Below are 15805 nucleotides of genomic sequence, written 5' to 3'. Positions count from 1 at the left end.
ATTATTTATTATTGAGAATATGACTCATGCTTTTTCGTGGTCGTAAATTTTTTTGGGGAATGGCTTGTCTTCAAGCATTAATTGCTACTACAGGGCATGCCGAAATAGTACTTCATGGTACACGTGTAATCTATCCATCAGATGCTCGAGAAGTAAACTTACAACTCAGCAATAACGGTACAGCGCCTTCCTTGGTTCAAGCTTGGATTGATGATGGAAACGCTAAATCAACTCCCGATGAAGCGAATGTCCCTTTTATCATTACACCACCTATTTCAAGAGTAGAACCCTCTAAAGGGCAAACTTTACGAATTACTGCACTACCTAATGCTTCTCAATTAAACCAAAATAAAGAAAGTGTATTTTGGCTTAATGTATTAGATATACCACCAAGGCCGGAAGGTAACAAACAAGAAAATAATGAAGTATTAACCAATAATTTTCTTCAATTAGCGATACGTTCACGAATTAAGTTCTTTTATCGACCAGTAGATTTAAAGGAAAATATTAATACATTAAGTGAAAAAATTCAGTGGGTAAAAAATGGTGAAAACTTGCTTATTAAAAACCCTACTCCCTTTTACATTACAATAAGCTCAATTTTTCAAGAAATAAATCATCAAAAAACAGATTTATTAAAACAGGGTTTAATGCTTTCTCCTTTTTCAGAAGATCAAATAAAACTTAAAAATAGCAATATAACAAATATGAGCTTTGTTTATATAAATGATTATGGTGGAAGAATTGAACAAGTAATAAGGTTCTAAGCTTACCTACTTTTTAATTTAAACACCTACTCATGAACAGGCATAAAGACGATGTCAGAATGGTTCATATCCAGTATATGCTTTAAAAAGCGCACTACATATTATTTAGTATTGAGTCTCGCAATTAATATCCCCTTAACTGTATATGCATCAGACAATATGAATAGGGAAAATATTTTAAAAGCTGATTTTGATACTAATTTTTTAGTGGGAAATGCACAGAAAATTGATATTGGTCGATTTAAGTACGGCAATCCTATTTTACCGGGTGAATATAGTCTTGACGTCTATATTAATGGGCAGTGGTTAGGAAAACGAAAGTTTGTTTTTAAAAGTACTCGTTCGAATGAGAATGCAAAGACCTGTTTTACCCCAGATATGCTTTTAGAATATGGAGTTAAACCAGAAATTCTTCATCATGAAGTAAGTAGTACCTTTACCTGTAATGACTTGGACAAGTGGGTTAACGATGCTTTTTATCAATTTGATACTTCTCGTCTGAGACTTGATATTTCAATACCACAAGTTGCTTTACAAAAGAATGCTCAAGGGTATGTCGACCCACATTTATGGGACCGCGGTATAAATGCAGCTTTTTTTGCATACAATGCTTCTGCCTATCGTATTGTAAATAATAACCATGAAACAAATCATGCGTTTATGGGTACAAATGTTGGTCTAAATCTCTATGATTGGCAATTACGCCATACTGGGCAGTGGAAATGGCAAGATCATAATGAAATACAAGAAAAGGTTTCTTCCTACACATCAAATAATACATATGCCCAAAAGGCTTTTCCCAAGCTCAATAGTGTTGTTACTTTAGGTGATTATTTTACCAATAATAATTTTTTTGATGCCCTACCTTATCGTGGGATTAACATATCAAGTGATGACCGCATGCTTCCTAACAGTATGCTCGGATATGCTCCCCAAATTCGAGGTTATGCCAAAACCAATGCAAAAGTAGAGGTACGTCAGCAAGGAAATTTAATTTATCAAACGACTGTTACACCCGGAAGTTTTGAAATTAATGATCTTTATCCCACAGGCTTCAGTGGCGAATTACAAGTCTCTATATATGAAACAAATGGAGAAATTCAAAAGTTTTCTATTCCTTATGCTTCTGTCATTGAGATGCTAAGACCTAAAATGAGCCGATATTCTTTTACTTTGGGACATTTTAGAGATGCCAATATCAATCTAAAACCATGGCTAGTGCAAGGTAAATATCAAAGAGGTATCAATAACTATTTAACAAGCTATACAGGCTTTCAGGCAACTGAAAACTACCAGTCTTTTTTAATAGGTAGCGCATTTGCAACCCCAATCGGTGCAATTTCATTTGATGCAACTCAGTCGTCAGCTAAGTTCGAACAAAAGCCCACCCTTAAAGGACGAAGTTATCGTTTAAGTTATAACCGACTATTTACTCCAACCAACACCAATTTAACTTTAGCTACGTATAGATATTCCACAGAAAATTATTTGAAATTACGCGATTCAATTTTAATTCGCGACTTGCAACAACAAGATATTGATAGCTTTTCCGTGGGGAAACAAAAAAGTGAATTTCAGATCACATTAAACCAAGGCCTTCCAAATCAATGGGGTAATTTTTATTTAGTAGGCTCGTGGATTAATTATTGGAACCAGCCTAATCGTAATCAACAATTCCAATTTGGATATAGTAATCAGTTTAAAGATCTGACTTACAGTATTTCTGCAATTACTCATGAGCTTGACCAAGAAAATCAAAATTCTGGTCATGAAACGCAATATTTGTTGTCTTTATCTTTTCCACTTCAATTTAAAAAAAATACCGTTAATTTTAATAGCTCTATTTCAGAAGATAGCCGAACTTTAGGAATGAGTGGTTATATCGGAAACCGCTTTGATTATGGCTCATCAATTTCATATCAAGATCAAGGACAAACAAGCCTAAATATTAATAGCACCTACCGTACTAACTATACAACTATAGGCGCTTCTTTTGGTCAGTCCGATACATACCAACAAGAAATGATCAATTTAAATGGAAGCTTGGTCGCTCACTCACAAGGTATTTTATTTGGCCCAGACCAAGTACAGACCATGGTATTGGTATATGCGCCTCAAGCGACTGGTGCTCGAGTCGGCAATACGCCTGGTCTAAGCATTAATAAACAAGGTTATGCTGTCATTCCTTATGTAACCCCCTATCGCTTAAATGACATTAGCCTTGACCCTCAAGGGATGCCATCAACTGTTGAACTTACGGAAACAAGTCATCGTATTGCCCCGTATGCAGGATCAATCACTAAAGTTAACTTTTCAACAAAAACGGGATATGCAGTTTTTATTAGCACCCAAACACCTAATGGCGGCCATTTGCCATTTGCAGCACAAGTTTTTAATCAAAACAATGAAATAGTCGGAATGGTAGCTCAAGGTAGCCGGATTTATTTACGTACTCCCCTAACTCAAGATCATCTTTATGTGAAATGGGGACAAAGTAATAGTGAAGAATGTCAACTTGATTATGACATTCAATCAAAAATCTTACAGGAAAAACAATCAATTATTATGACAGAGGCAGTCTGCAAATGAAAAAAATGCTTATAAAGAGCGGTTTACTCATCACTAGTTTTTTTATTTATAACCAAACCTATGCCAACTGTACTTTAAGCAAGGGCTTTACCACAGTCGATATTCCAATGACGATTGGGACTATTGTAGTACGCCCGACCGATCCAATCGGAACAGTTCTCCAAAAGAATACTTTTACTATTTCACCCAATAATTCTACTGCAACTTGCAACCGTGTCAGTGACCAAATTACAGCGGCACTTCCATTAAACTATCCTGTTAGCTCGATTGGAAATAATGTGTATGCAACCAATATTCCGGGTATAGGTATTCGACTTTATAGAGAGGCATTCGACTCTACGGATTTTTCTGGATATTACCCTTATAAACGCAGCTTGACTCCTAATACAACATATACACTTTCACCAGGCTATTTTGTTATGGAAGTGATTAAAACTGCTGCAACTACAGGTTCAGGTGCATTAGTTGCTGGTCGTTACAGTACCTATTATGTAACAGGACAACAAAATCGTCCTTTCTTAACAACCACAGTATTAAGCAGCTCCCCTATTCTTATTGCATCATCTTCTTGTGAAATTCAAAACGGTATAGATACGGTTGTTCAGCTTCCCGCTGTGATGAAATCAGGTTTTAGAGCTATTGGATCAACTCAAGGTGAGAAAAACTTTAATTTATCGATTCTTTGTAACGGTGGGGAAAATAACTCGGGTGTACCAACGAGTAATACACTGAGTTTAAGCTTTGACTACATTTCTGACACTTCAAATAGTCAGGTTATTAATAACAGTGCTGCTGACTCAACTAAAGCGAACGGAGTTGGTGTTGAATTGTTATGGAATATGAATGGCGCGAACAATCCTATTCGAAAAGGAAACAAACTAGATATTGGTACAGTAAGTTCTAACCAGACAGTACAGTACGATATTCCTTTAACGGCGCGTTATTATCAAACTGCTTCGAATGTAACAGCCGGTGAAGTCAAAGCTAATGCAACGGTAACGATCCAATATGATTAGTATTTCTTCTAAACGCTAGAGCTTAGTAGTAAGTAGTAGGCTTTATAGAATGAATAATTTTTAATTAATACTAAAAAAGTCAAATGATCACACACATTATTTTTTAAATTTTACTAATAAATAAATTAAAAAAATGCTCATAAGCGAAAAAAGCTAATGAGCATTAGTGATAACCACTTAACCTGAAATACAAATTGTGGGAAATAGATCACAATTTGCATGACTATAATTTCAAAATTTAGCTTAAATATCAAGTCTTTTTTTTAACAAAAGTTTGATAAATTTATTTAACCCCTTAATTTTAAATAAAAATAAATTAAAAATAAAGTTTGCAATTTCTATTTTACAGGCTTTCTAAAGAATTATCATTCTATTAATTCAAAAAACATAAATTTTATATATACGAATGTATAGTAAAATTAAAAAGTGCTCAATTAGGAGGGTTTAGTTAGAAGTAAATATTATGTAATTCGATAAATTATAAAGCTTTACACAACCTATAAGAAAAAAAACAAACACATATCTGGAAATATTTTTCAATTACAGCCTAACTTCAAGTTTTTATTACAAAACCACATGCTCATTATTTGGAAAATATTTTGTATTTTATTATTAAGTTTAGGGGCTTTCGGAGTTGGTTTAGGTATTAGTTATTTAGATTTTTTCTTATTTTTTATTGGCTTACTTTTTTTGCTGTGTTTTTTTCTAGCCTTGAAGCAAGCAAGAGAAGATGCAGGAAGTTTTCCTGATTAATCACTTTAGTCAAACAAGTCAGTAGTAGTACAAATAAAAGAATGATTGAATAGTTCATGCACAAATTTAAAAAAGGATCAGCTTTGAAGTATGTTTAAAAAGTCCTCAGATGCAGGCATCTTTTTATGGATGACTTACCAGACAATGCAAAACATGGGTTTAGATGCCGAATCAATTTTTGCTAGCGTTAACTTACCAAATCAGCCACCAGATAAGACTATTCGACGCGATAATTCGACCCAATATCGGTTTTGGAATGCAGCTGAAATAATCAGTAAAGATCAAGATATTGGCTTGCATGTCGGGAGCCAAATGCCCGTATTTAGAGGACTAGTTATTGAATATTTATTTTTAAGTAGTTCTACATTCGGTGAGGGTTTAAAAAGAGCTTTAAAATATCAAGCTTTACTCACAGACGTTTTTGATCTCACCTTAACTGTTGAACAAGATAAAGCAATTTTATCGGGCTTTGAACACTCAGTAAGACATTATTTAGAAGCTGCAATCGGTATATTTCTTAATTTTTTTAAATATATTACAAATAATAGTTTCGCCCCTACAGAAATTCATCTGACTTACTCGAAAGGGGCTTCAAATGACAATTATAAAAAGGTTTGGAAATGTCCTGTGGTTTTAGGTCAATCAACTGGAGCTATTATTTTTCCATCCACATTATTACAACAAGTCTCACCAGCAGCTGAACCTGAATTATTGAAAGTCCATGAAAATATTGCAGAGCAACAATTAGCTAACTTAGAAAAACATCGTCTCATTTACGCTATTGAACGTTTACTCGGCAATGGTCTTCTTGAGTCAGGTAATTTTGATCAAAAGTTTATTGCTGAACAGTTAAATCGAAATCCCCGAACTCTTAGAGCAGATCTTCAAGCAATTAATACATCCTATGAGCAAATTTTAAACCATTATAGAGAACGACTAGCAAGGCGCTTACTTGCCCATACTCAGGAAAGCATTGATCAGATTGTTTATTTAACAGGTTTTTCAGAACCTTCAGCATTTACAAGAGCATTTAAGCGTTGGACTGGAGAAACCCCTAGCGCTTATCGTCAACGTAAACAAAAATGAATAAATTGATCTTTTAGGCAATATTGACACTGCCTGTTAAGTCAAAAATATAACAGTAACTTCTCATAGAATGAATCAAATTATTTTTTAAGAAGTTTTTGTTATGCTTGGTTTCCCATTAGGTATTTTTGTCGCGAATGGTTTGGAATGGTATTTTCATAAGGTTTGGCTTCATGAATTTCCAACCAAATATCGTAACAGCCCTTTTTTTACTCATATTGCTCATCATAAACGTGCTCGCTTAAATAATTTTCATGATCAAGGTTATGCAGAATCAATGTTCAAAAATGCAGAAATTTATAATGAAAAAACAGCATTAATTGGTTTAGCAGGCGCGGCAACAGTATTCTTACCAGTAGCACCTTTTTTTACAGCTGGATTATATTACGGAATATGGAATTACTGGCGAATACATGCCAAATCACATTTAGATCCAGAGTATGCTAAAAACCGTATACCTTGGCATTATGATCATCATATGACGAGCAATCAAAATGCTAATTGGTGCGTAACTCGACCATGGTTCGATTATATTATGGGTACGAGAGTTACAACAGAAGTTTCTAAAACTGAAACTAATCCTTTAGGAATACAATTACCTCATTGGCTTGAAAAAAGAGTTAATACATTTGCGCATAAAATACTCAAAAAGTCTTTTGCTAAAATTGACTTAAATTCACAAAAAGATAAATCCGATTTAAATAAAGGAATAGAAGTCGCTTTAACATAAATCGGCATAAAGATGCTGCTAAAAATTAGCAGCATCGATGTTATACACAAAAAGCTTCAAAACAATCTAAAAGAAAATCCATCACTACTCTTACTGCAGGACTACTCCGCAGATCTTCATGAATTACTAACCAAATTTCAGCACTCATTGGGTCATCATCAGGTAATTTTACTAAATGACCTTGCTGGCCTAAAAAATCAGGTAGTACAGCTAAGCCAACTGCTCCACAAGTAGCCCGCCATTGAAGCTCAGGATGATTCGTAACCATAACAGGCTCTTTATAATTTAACCGTTGTTTTAACTTTTGCTGTTTTTGTCCTTGAACTCCACCAACTTCAACGCTAATCCACCCATAGTTTTCTTCTTGTATAGCATCCAAATATTCTTGGGCTGCATATATGCCAAAAGGAACTTCACCAGCTTTACGCGCAATTAGATAATCATCTTTAGGGCGTCCAAAGCGAACTGCGATATCTGCTTCACGATGCTGTAAGGAGGCATAATGAACATCACCGAGTATTCTCAATTGTAGCTCAGGATATTGACGATAAAACTTACCAAGATGAGGCATTACTAAATGCGCAGCCGTAGCTGGCGGTAGACTTACCGAAACTACTCCACTAATTTCCTGTTGTCCTGCCTGAGCTAGACGTTCAATAGAAAATGTTTCTTCCATCATACGTGTCACGATTTTGGCCAGACGCTCCCCCTCTGAAGTTAAAATATAAGTACGAGGTCTACGGTCCACTAATTTTAGTTTTAAATTATCTTCTAACTGGGCAATTCTTCTTGCAACAGTAGCATGGTCAACACCTAACTTTCTTGCAGCAGCTGAAAGTGTCTTCTCTTCAGAAAAAACTGAAAAGTAATGTAAATTTTCCCAATCAATCATTGTGCAAATTTTCACATCAGAGATGAATTAATATGGAATTGTACACCTTTATGTGATTACTCAGAATAAAGACATTCTTTTTCGGAGCCCAATCATGAATAAATCAATGGTGTATGCCTATACTGGTGTTGTAATCACAATGCTGTTTTGGGGCTCGGCATTTAATGCGATGTCTTATGTGATTCAATATATGCCACCTCTTTCAGCAGCAGCTGAACGTTTTACAATTGCAAGCCTTGGTCTATTTATTCTTTTTGCAGCTATAGGAAAGCTACGTTGGGCCGCATTACGGCAAAATTTAGCTATCTATCTTATTATTGGAATTATAGGTATTGCCGGTTTTAACCTAGGCTGTTTCTATGGTTTACAAACCACCTCAGCAGTCAATGGCGCTTTAATCATGGCCACAACACCTTTAATTACTTTATTGTTAACAATTTTACTTGATGGAGAAAAACTAACACTTAATAAGTCTATTGGTGTTGTATTTGGTTTAAGTGGTGTACTTTTTGTTATTAGTCATGGCCATATTTCAACGCTACTACATTTAAAAATAGCAATCGGGGACTTATTCATCTTACTAGGTGGTGTCAGTTTTTGTTTAGCGAATGTGCTATCACGCCGTTATGTAAAAAATGCTACACCTTTAGAGACCACAACCTTTTCCATGATGTTCGGTGCTTTGACTTTAATCATATTAAGTGTAATTTTTGAGCACCCTTCTCAAGCAATTGCTATGGCGCCTATCACTGCACACTTAGCTATGGGATACGTCATTATTTGTTCTACCATGATTGCTTATTTATTTTGGTTTAATGGTATTCAAAAACTAGGTGCAGGCCGAGCATCAATCTTTTTTAACTTTGTTCCGGTTTTTAGTATGTTAGTTGCCTTGTTAGCTGGTCAATCACTTAATATCTGGCAACTTATAGGCACAGCTTTAGTCATGCTTGGCGTGATGAGTAGTGGAGGATTTATTCAGATTAAACGTCCTGCACTTATAGCTAAGCCTTGCACAAAGTAATGATCACACAAATTCATCTTAATTATTGCGTTGTAACAAAGAATGTATGTTTCTTTAAAACTTAACAAATGGTTGCCATATATAGTTTTAAAACACAACAAGGAGAATTAAGATGAATTTGGATTTTACAACTATCGAAAAACAGGCCAAATTGCTAAAAGAAGAGCAAGAGAAACTAGAACAGCAAGATCATGATTTCCAGTTAGCTTTAGACAAGCATAGAGAATCATTAAAAAATTTATTTAAAGAACTTTTTCATGATCGAGAAATCAAAACAGAAAATGGAGGACAGTTTTGTGTAGTATTTGGTGATTTTAAAATATCTCTACTCATTGAAACAGCCAAATTCGAGAATGGTGTTCCTGTTAAATTAAATTCCGTTAATCCAATTATTGTTAAATTTAAAAAGGATAAGCCCGTTGCAAAAGCCCAATTTTCTGATGCAACCCAATATCTTGATAGTGGTTTTGAAACACCCCACTATCAGTACTATTACAAACACGCTGATAAAACACAATTAGTTCAATTTTCGGAGTTACCTGTATTTTTTCAAGCAATCCTTGATGCAGAAGTCTGATTATCTGCCCTCAATGGAGGGCTTTTTTATAAACTGAATTTACGGATCAAACAGACTCATCTTTATAAAAATAGCCATAACATCAGTTTCGTTTTCTCAACTCGTTTTAATTTACAAACAAAAAAATTTTAAGGTATCGGCTCAAAAAACCATTTGCTTCTTTTTCAAATAACTTGTATATACATGTTTGTATTTGTTTATACAAAAATGGATCTAATAATAGAAAAGCTCTTAAAGGATAAGGAGAGTGTTATGGACTCATCAGCTGGGAAATCGAAAAGCGGATTTGTTGAAAACCGAAGTATTGACTTTATTCCTGAAAATGAAAGGCATGGCAGTATATTTGCCCAATTTACGCTTTGGTTCGGGGCCAATTTACAGATTACAGCTATTGTTACAGGTGCATTAGCCGTCGTATTAGGTGGTGATGTATTTTGGTCAATCATTGGCCTCTTTATTGGACAATGCTTTGGTGCTGCCGTCATGGCTTTACACGCAGCTCAAGGTCCAAAACTAGGCCTCCCACAAATGATTTCGAGTCGAGTCCAATTTGGGGTATATGGTGCCTGTATCCCCATCATTCTTGTTTGTCTTATGTATATTGGCTTTACGGCCACTGGTGAGGTACTCGCTGGTAAAGCAATTGCTCATCTAGCACAAGTGAGTAATACAACAGGTATTTTAATCTATGCTTGTTTTATTATTATATTTGCGACAATTGGCTATCGTTTAATTCATTGGGTAGGCAAAGTTGCAAGTGTTATTGGTTTAATTGCTTTTGTTATTATTTTAACTCAAATTTTAGCTCTCTCTAATATTTCAGAATTGCTTGCTGTACGGCATTTTAGCTGGTCATCATTTTTATTAGCAGTTTCTCTTTCTGCTTCTTGGCAAATTTCATTTGGACCTTATGTAGCAGATTATTCTCGTTATCTTCCTACAAAAACATCTTCAACACGCGTATTTTGGGCAGTTGGGCTTGGGTCTTTAATAGGCTCCCAAATTTCAATGATGCTCGGTGTATTCATTGCTCAAGTCTCGAATGGTGGTTTTGTTGGCAATGAAGTTCAGTACGTTGTAGGCATGAATCCAATCGCTCTTGTGATTACTTTTTTATATTTTAGTATTGCATTCGGAAAGGTCACGTTATCTACACTTAATGCTTATGGCAGTTTTATGTGTATTGCGACCATTTGGAACAGTTTTAAGCCAAGTGCTCAAATTTCAAAATTAACGCGACTTACAATTGTTCTTGCAATGGTAATTATCTCAACATTTATTGCAGTTGTAGGTGAACATACTTTTTTAAGCGCATTCAAATCTTTTATTTTGTTCCTTCTTACATTTTTCATTCCTTGGAGTGCAATTAATTTAGTTGATTACTATTTTATTTCTAAAGAAGAATGCGATGTAAATGCCTTATATGACCCAAATGGTAAATATGGCCGCTGGAACACGATTGGAATCGCTTGTTATTGTATTGGTATCTTACTTCAGTTGCCCTTTATTGATAGTAAATTCTATAAAGGACAAATTGCCGAAATGTTGGGTGGAGTCGATTTATCTTGGCTAGTGGGATTGTTATCCACTGCAGTTTTATATTATGTACTTGCCAAAAGAGCTCAAATAAAAATTTCAAAAGCTCTTCAACTTGAACGAGTAAAATAATGTTAAGACGAGATATCAAAGTCTAAAATAACACTTTGATATCTCATTAATATTTTTCTACTGTTGAGCAGTGTTTGGTTGTGCAGAGGCAGGTAATCCAAATAACTTGTCGAATGTCCAATTAAATATGAATGTATAAATTGGAATGATAATAATAAATGCAACATCTAACCAAAATGCGGCAACAAGAGAAATATTCATCCACCACGCAATAAGCGGAATTAAGAACATTACTAAAGTAATTTGAAATCCGATCGCATGTGCAATTCTTCGTTTAACCGTACGCGACTTACTTTCTTGGCGAGCCTCCCATTTTTCATAAAGAATGTTGTAGATAAAGTTCCACGTTACCGCAATAGTAGTAATCATCACTGAAAGTGGCCCAGTGTGCTCTACACTATCTCCGGCCAAAAGAGCCAAACCAACTGATGAAATCACCATTCCAATAATTTCATAAGAAGAAACATAAACAATACGACGTTTTAAACCTTGCATAATCTTTCAACTTTTATCACTTCTTTTTATTTTAGTTTCAGTTAAAATCACATATAAAGTTAACAGCTTTCAGTTCTACTGATATCAAAATGAATTTTAATAGTGAAAATATCGAACTTTTCTTAACTGTATTAGATACTGGATCTTTCTCGGCCGCGGCACGAAAGTTAAATCGAGTACCATCAGCAGTGAGTATGGCAATTGCCAATATTGAAGCAGAACTTGGTTATCACTTATTTGAACGTACACACCGCAAAGTTATTCCTACCGCGGCGGCTTTAGCATTGGAACCTCAAGCCCGTATTATTGCTGAACAACTTAGGCTATTAGCTACGCATGCTTATGAACTTTCACTTGGTCTTGAAAGTAAATTAAAAATAGGTGTGGTTTCAGATGCGAATACTGAATTACTTTTTAAAGCCATAAAGCAACTAGCAGAGAAGTTTCCTCTTCTTAACCTAGAAATTATTACAGCTCCTCAAGATGATATTTTAAATTTACTTTATACAGAAAATATTAGCCTTTGCCTTGCAGGTTCAAATCTCAATATAAAAATGCGTGAAAGCCTACAATTAGTAATGTCAGAAACAGTTATTGCTACGATCTCTGCTCATCATCCGTTTTTAAAAGAACAGAATAAGTTAAACACGATTGAAGAGTTAATTAATATTCGGCAAATTGTGGTCGCAAGTAGTGAGCTGGATATGGAAGACTCACGTTCAATCATTGGAGCAATGTACTGGAAAACGAATAGCTTACAAACAGCAATTAATATGGTCGAAGCTGGCTTAGGATGGGGAAATTTTCCCTTATCTTTGGTAAAAGAAAAAATTGAACAAGGCCACTTAGTTCAATTAGATTTTAAAAATACGAAAAATCATTTGCCTTTATCTATTTATCTCATTTGGCTTCAAGATAAACCGTTATCGAAAGCAGCCAGAGAGCTTGTCCAGATTGTTCAAGCAAACTTATCTCAAAATTGTCATTAAAAAACCGCCATTTAGACGGTTTTTTTAGGAGCTATTTAGATTTATTAGACTCTATAACTTTTTCATCATAATGCTTATAACAATAGCCAAACATCGCACCTGCACTGAAGAAAAACATTGCTTTAAACATGATGACACTCCTATGCCTTATTGATTGAAAGTTAAACTTAGCATTTAGCCATGTTACACTTTGAGTACTATTTAAATCAGTTTTGTTCATAATGAAAAATTACGTGACAATCTTTTTCAATTTATTAAAAACACTTATTTTATTGATTTTATTATACTAATTTTCATAAAAAACGAGAACTCTATGATTAAATTAAAGAAAGCAAAAAGCCTATTCATGATGAATAGGCTTCTTACTGTATTTCAGGACTAAGCAATAATAATAATTATCAAAAATACTCTACTACTGTATAAATTCCAAGTGTTTTAGTCAAGTATAAAATTGATCAATTACAAAAGGTTGTAGAAAATGAGAAACAATCATCATTCTAGGTTTTATCCATAAAACTTACTTTAAATTTATACTATTTTTGAACCCGTACAGCTTCTATTTCTAGCTTTGAAAGGACAAAATTTTATAGGTTAATATTGATAGATTTAATAAGTTCATCTCGATAGGGACCAAGAATAATTTGCTCAACCTTGTTCATTCTATTACGCATATCCTGAGCATGAGCAATATTCTTAACGTCTAGCTTTTCTTCATACTGATCTGTTCTTTTGCTAGCTAATGGTTTATTAGTTAAATGATTTAACACAAAATAAAATGTTCTACGTAGATCTTGAAAAGTAAAAGAAAGATTACATTGCTCATTAATTTTTTTTCTAAATTTCGAAATATTAATAATATGACCAGATTCAGATTTTACAGATGGAAAAACCCACTCTCCTTTATTTTGTATTCTTCGTTTTTTCATCAGATGCCAAAGAAAGTTTCCCATATAAATTTTATAGTACACATTATTATATGGATTTATAAAAGAAAGAGTTCCTTCCTCTAAATCTATATTTTTCCAATGTAAAGATTCACACTCATTCCTAAAAAGCCCTGTTAATATAAGTGTTAATAAAAAATCCTTATTTGTTTCATTTTCCTGTCCCCTACCTTTATATTCAATAATTGCTTGCACCCACTTGGTTAGATTATCCACATCGATATAGTTTCTTCGAGGTGGAATTTCTTCCCAGAGCTGTTTCTTCTTTAACAAATTAACCGGGTTTATCCTTGGTATAATTACTTCACAATTTTTATTTTGATAATACATAATTGAAAAACGATAGACCGCTCTAAGTACACGCATAGATAAATTAGCTTTTGCATAACTATACTGAGATAGCTGAATATACTTTTCTTCAATCCTCTGTTCAGTAATATCAATCAGTTTAAGTTCACTTAAGTCTATTAAATATTTTTCTATAACTTCTCTATAGTCGGCTAATGTCCTTTCTTTTAACTCGTGGTGATTTATATATACTTGGAAAGCTTCTTTGAGATAAGGCTGGTCAATTTTCTCATTTAAACTATTTTTTAATATTTTATTATTTTTAATGCTTAAAGAGTTTGAGTCAGTTAACTCTTTTAACTTCTGCTGTGCAAGTATACGGGCGTCTTCAAGAGTAATTTTTTCATAATCCCCTAATTTACAACGAATTGATTTCCCTTTTACTTTCTTCTCCACAATGTAAGTTTTATAAGAGTTATTTACACGAATAGCAAAGCCAATAATCTCACTGTCACGATAAATAGCCGGTGTGAGTTCAAGTTGATCGATAAATGACTTAGTTAGCTTTACTCGTGAAGTGCTCATAAGCTAGAATCCCTATCGCTTGTGATAATTAACAATATAGCAAAATATTTTTCAGGTCTACTGCTGCTACTTTTGAAAAATACTTGTGTTTAATAAAAAAATTGATTAGTATTGCAGGCACTGAAAAGCCTTGAGATTAAAAGCTTTTCTGATTATAGGGCCTATAGCTCAGTCGGTTAGAGCAGCGGACTCATAATCCGTTGGTCCACAGTTCGAGTCTGTGTGGGCCCACCAAATACAAACCCCAAAAACTTTAAGTTTTTGGGGTTTTTTAACTTTAGATATTTTTAAAATATAGCCAAATATCACTTCATTATTCAAAAATTGTTCAATTAAACATTAAAAGTCTTTTCCAATTTCCATATTGTTGAGCATTCCTTTTCAACCTTTAGGACTGTTATAAATGTTTGAGTTGATTATTTGACCTGTTCTTAAGCTAAATTTTGTTTCAGGATTGATTTCGAGTTTTCCATTTGAACATCCCAAAACTTTTCCCATAAATCACAATATTCGAGGCATAGGTTTTCTAAATAAGTGTAGTCTTCTTCTGTACAAGCTTGCATTAAAATAAACCATAGATCTTCTTCATGGTCGTCATCTGCTGCCTCAGCAGTTTCATCTTCAGATACTCCATGCACATGGTAATAGCCACCACCCTCGACCGCTATACCTACAGCACTGGTTGCTTTTCGTAAAGGTGGACTGTACAAAATAACTTCTTCTTCAGCTACAGCTAATAAAGCAGAAACGGCTTTATAGTCTTTATAGGAATTTTCTAGAAACTCTCTCACCTGATGTGCAATTTCTGTTGGTTGATAACTCCGGCGCTCGTCCTCCGTCACTCCAAAATCATCAAGGACATCTTCAAATAAAGGATAATGTGCATATTCTGGGTTACCTTGATAATAACCGTCTTTGTCGGTCCCAGGCCGAAACCCAAACTCATCAAATATATTAAGACTCAAAAGACAGCGCGGAAACATCTTTGCACCTGCATGCAACCTAGGTTCTAACTGCTTTGTCTGGTATTGAGCCATTAATAAAGCATCTGTAAATGTTTGTACGATTGCATGGCGATACTCTAAATGAATACGCTTTAAGTTTTCTTTATTAATTCCACCGTTATTTAAAGTTTCTATTGCAGGATGATGAGATACTGGATGTTTCGCGATCTTGGCTCTTAATTGATTTAAAAAATTAAGATTTTTGTCCCAAAGTTCAGCTGAAATGCTTTGTTTCATCCCTGCAAGTGCTTTTTTCCTAGGATTATTAAAGTCCTCAAATTTTTTAGGCATAATCCACTCTCATTAAACTTATTAATTTTTTAAATTTCCGTATTCTGTTTTTAAAACAAATAGTTAAGATAAAAATAAGACTCTTTTGTTGAAAATTCATATTAGAA

General features: G+C 34.2%; 13 protein-coding genes and 1 tRNA gene. 10 read left to right on the top strand and 4 right to left on the bottom strand.

All coding sequences use genetic code 11. The features are described from left to right. Positions 1-26 precede the first annotated feature (26 nt). The 5 genes from NQ782_RS04775 to NQ782_RS04755 all read left to right on the top strand — a co-directional run bounded on the left by NQ782_RS04775 (position 27) and on the right by NQ782_RS04755 (position 6941). The gene (locus tag NQ782_RS04775) at positions 27-767 is read left to right on the top strand and encodes a molecular chaperone (RefSeq protein WP_086230983.1); all 741 of its coding nucleotides are present in this window, start codon (positions 27-29) and stop codon (positions 765-767) included. Between the two features lie 51 nt (positions 768-818). Continuing rightward, entirely contained in the window at positions 819-3356 is a 2538-nt protein-coding gene (locus NQ782_RS04770) for a fimbria/pilus outer membrane usher protein (protein WP_139842068.1), read from the top strand. Then, positions 3353-4372 (top strand): fimbrial protein, encoded by a 1020-nt coding sequence (locus NQ782_RS04765; protein ID WP_057093418.1) that lies wholly within the window; start codon positions 3353-3355, stop codon positions 4370-4372. The genes NQ782_RS04770 and NQ782_RS04765 overlap by 4 nt, the downstream gene beginning before the upstream one ends. An 843-nt stretch (positions 4373-5215) precedes the next feature. Further along, on the top strand, positions 5216-6211 hold the full coding sequence (locus tag NQ782_RS04760; RefSeq protein WP_057093710.1) for an AraC family transcriptional regulator: 996 nt from the start codon (positions 5216-5218) through the stop codon (positions 6209-6211). A 103-nt stretch (positions 6212-6314) separates the two neighbouring features. Continuing rightward, entirely contained in the window at positions 6315-6941 is a 627-nt protein-coding gene (locus tag NQ782_RS04755) for a sterol desaturase family protein (protein ID WP_000900341.1), read from the top strand. A gap of 40 nt (positions 6942-6981) precedes the next feature. On the opposite strand, the gene NQ782_RS04750 is transcribed toward NQ782_RS04755, so the two are convergent. After that, positions 6982-7833: a LysR family transcriptional regulator gene (locus NQ782_RS04750; protein ID WP_032058854.1), complete on the bottom strand. Its 852-nt coding sequence runs from the start codon at positions 7831-7833 to the stop codon at positions 6982-6984. 94 nt (positions 7834-7927) lie between these two features. On the opposite strand from NQ782_RS04750, the gene NQ782_RS04745 reads away from it, so the two are divergent. From NQ782_RS04745 to NQ782_RS04735, 3 genes are all read left to right on the top strand, one after another. After that, the gene (locus tag NQ782_RS04745; RefSeq protein ID WP_001043467.1) at positions 7928-8857 is read left to right on the top strand and encodes a DMT family transporter; all 930 of its coding nucleotides are present in this window, start codon (positions 7928-7930) and stop codon (positions 8855-8857) included. 112 nt (positions 8858-8969) lie between these two features. Further along, positions 8970-9434 (top strand): hypothetical protein, encoded by a 465-nt coding sequence (locus NQ782_RS04740; protein WP_001046931.1) that lies wholly within the window; start codon positions 8970-8972, stop codon positions 9432-9434. Positions 9435-9686: 252 nt separating this feature from the next. Next, positions 9687-11102 (top strand): cytosine permease, encoded by a 1416-nt coding sequence (locus NQ782_RS04735; protein WP_000378386.1) that lies wholly within the window; start codon positions 9687-9689, stop codon positions 11100-11102. A gap of 57 nt (positions 11103-11159) precedes the next feature. Here the strand turns inward: NQ782_RS04735 and NQ782_RS04730 are convergent, their stop codons facing one another. Then, positions 11160-11597 carry a PACE efflux transporter gene (locus tag NQ782_RS04730; RefSeq protein ID WP_001161758.1) on the bottom strand — a complete coding sequence of 146 codons (438 nt, stop codon included), beginning with the start codon at positions 11595-11597 and terminating at the stop codon, positions 11160-11162. An 89-nt stretch (positions 11598-11686) separates the two neighbouring features. Between NQ782_RS04730 and NQ782_RS04725 the strand changes: the two genes are divergently transcribed. After that, positions 11687-12586, top strand: a complete 900-nt coding sequence (locus tag NQ782_RS04725; RefSeq protein WP_001010550.1) for a LysR family transcriptional regulator — start codon at positions 11687-11689, stop codon at positions 12584-12586. Positions 12587-13170: 584 nt separating this feature from the next. On the opposite strand, the gene NQ782_RS04720 is transcribed toward NQ782_RS04725, so the two are convergent. Beyond that, positions 13171-14403, bottom strand: a complete 1233-nt coding sequence (locus NQ782_RS04720; RefSeq protein ID WP_002133371.1) for an integrase family protein — start codon at positions 14401-14403, stop codon at positions 13171-13173. Between the two features lie 157 nt (positions 14404-14560). Between NQ782_RS04720 and NQ782_RS04715 the strand changes: the two genes are divergently transcribed. Further along, positions 14561-14637: transfer RNA gene (locus tag NQ782_RS04715), tRNA-Ile, on the top strand. 197 nt (positions 14638-14834) lie between these two features. Here NQ782_RS04715 and NQ782_RS04710 read toward each other — a convergent pair. Next, the gene (locus NQ782_RS04710; RefSeq protein ID WP_057094300.1) at positions 14835-15698 is read right to left on the bottom strand and encodes a hypothetical protein; all 864 of its coding nucleotides are present in this window, start codon (positions 15696-15698) and stop codon (positions 14835-14837) included. Positions 15699-15805: the final 107 nt, after the last annotated feature.

It is taken from the genome of Acinetobacter sp. BD54 (assembly GCF_044778325.1).
GTDB classification, from domain to species: Bacteria; Pseudomonadota; Gammaproteobacteria; order Pseudomonadales; family Moraxellaceae; genus Acinetobacter; species Acinetobacter baumannii.
This window is presented reverse-complemented; position numbering and strand designations above follow the sequence as displayed.

Bases quoted from the DNA above. Each gene is read 5' to 3' on its own strand.
- NQ782_RS04775 (WP_086230983.1), top strand. From the start codon at position 27: ATGCTTTTTCGTGGTCGTAAATTTTTTTGGGGAATGGCTTGTCTTCAA.
- NQ782_RS04770 (WP_139842068.1), top strand. From the start codon at position 819: ATGTCAGAATGGTTCATATCCAGTATATGCTTTAAAAAGCGCACTACA.
- NQ782_RS04765 (WP_057093418.1), top strand. From the start codon at position 3,353: ATGAAAAAAATGCTTATAAAGAGCGGTTTACTCATCACTAGTTTTTTT.
- NQ782_RS04760 (WP_057093710.1), top strand. From the start codon at position 5,216: ATGTTTAAAAAGTCCTCAGATGCAGGCATCTTTTTATGGATGACTTAC.
- NQ782_RS04755 (WP_000900341.1), top strand. From the start codon at position 6,315: ATGCTTGGTTTCCCATTAGGTATTTTTGTCGCGAATGGTTTGGAATGG.
- NQ782_RS04750 (WP_032058854.1), bottom strand. From the start codon at position 7,833: ATGATTGATTGGGAAAATTTACATTACTTTTCAGTTTTTTCTGAAGAG.
- NQ782_RS04745 (WP_001043467.1), top strand. From the start codon at position 7,928: ATGAATAAATCAATGGTGTATGCCTATACTGGTGTTGTAATCACAATG.
- NQ782_RS04740 (WP_001046931.1), top strand. From the start codon at position 8,970: ATGAATTTGGATTTTACAACTATCGAAAAACAGGCCAAATTGCTAAAA.
- NQ782_RS04735 (WP_000378386.1), top strand. From the start codon at position 9,687: ATGGACTCATCAGCTGGGAAATCGAAAAGCGGATTTGTTGAAAACCGA.
- NQ782_RS04730 (WP_001161758.1), bottom strand. From the start codon at position 11,597: ATGCAAGGTTTAAAACGTCGTATTGTTTATGTTTCTTCTTATGAAATT.
- NQ782_RS04725 (WP_001010550.1), top strand. From the start codon at position 11,687: ATGAATTTTAATAGTGAAAATATCGAACTTTTCTTAACTGTATTAGAT.
- NQ782_RS04720 (WP_002133371.1), bottom strand. From the start codon at position 14,403: ATGAGCACTTCACGAGTAAAGCTAACTAAGTCATTTATCGATCAACTT.
- NQ782_RS04710 (WP_057094300.1), bottom strand. From the start codon at position 15,698: ATGCCTAAAAAATTTGAGGACTTTAATAATCCTAGGAAAAAAGCACTT.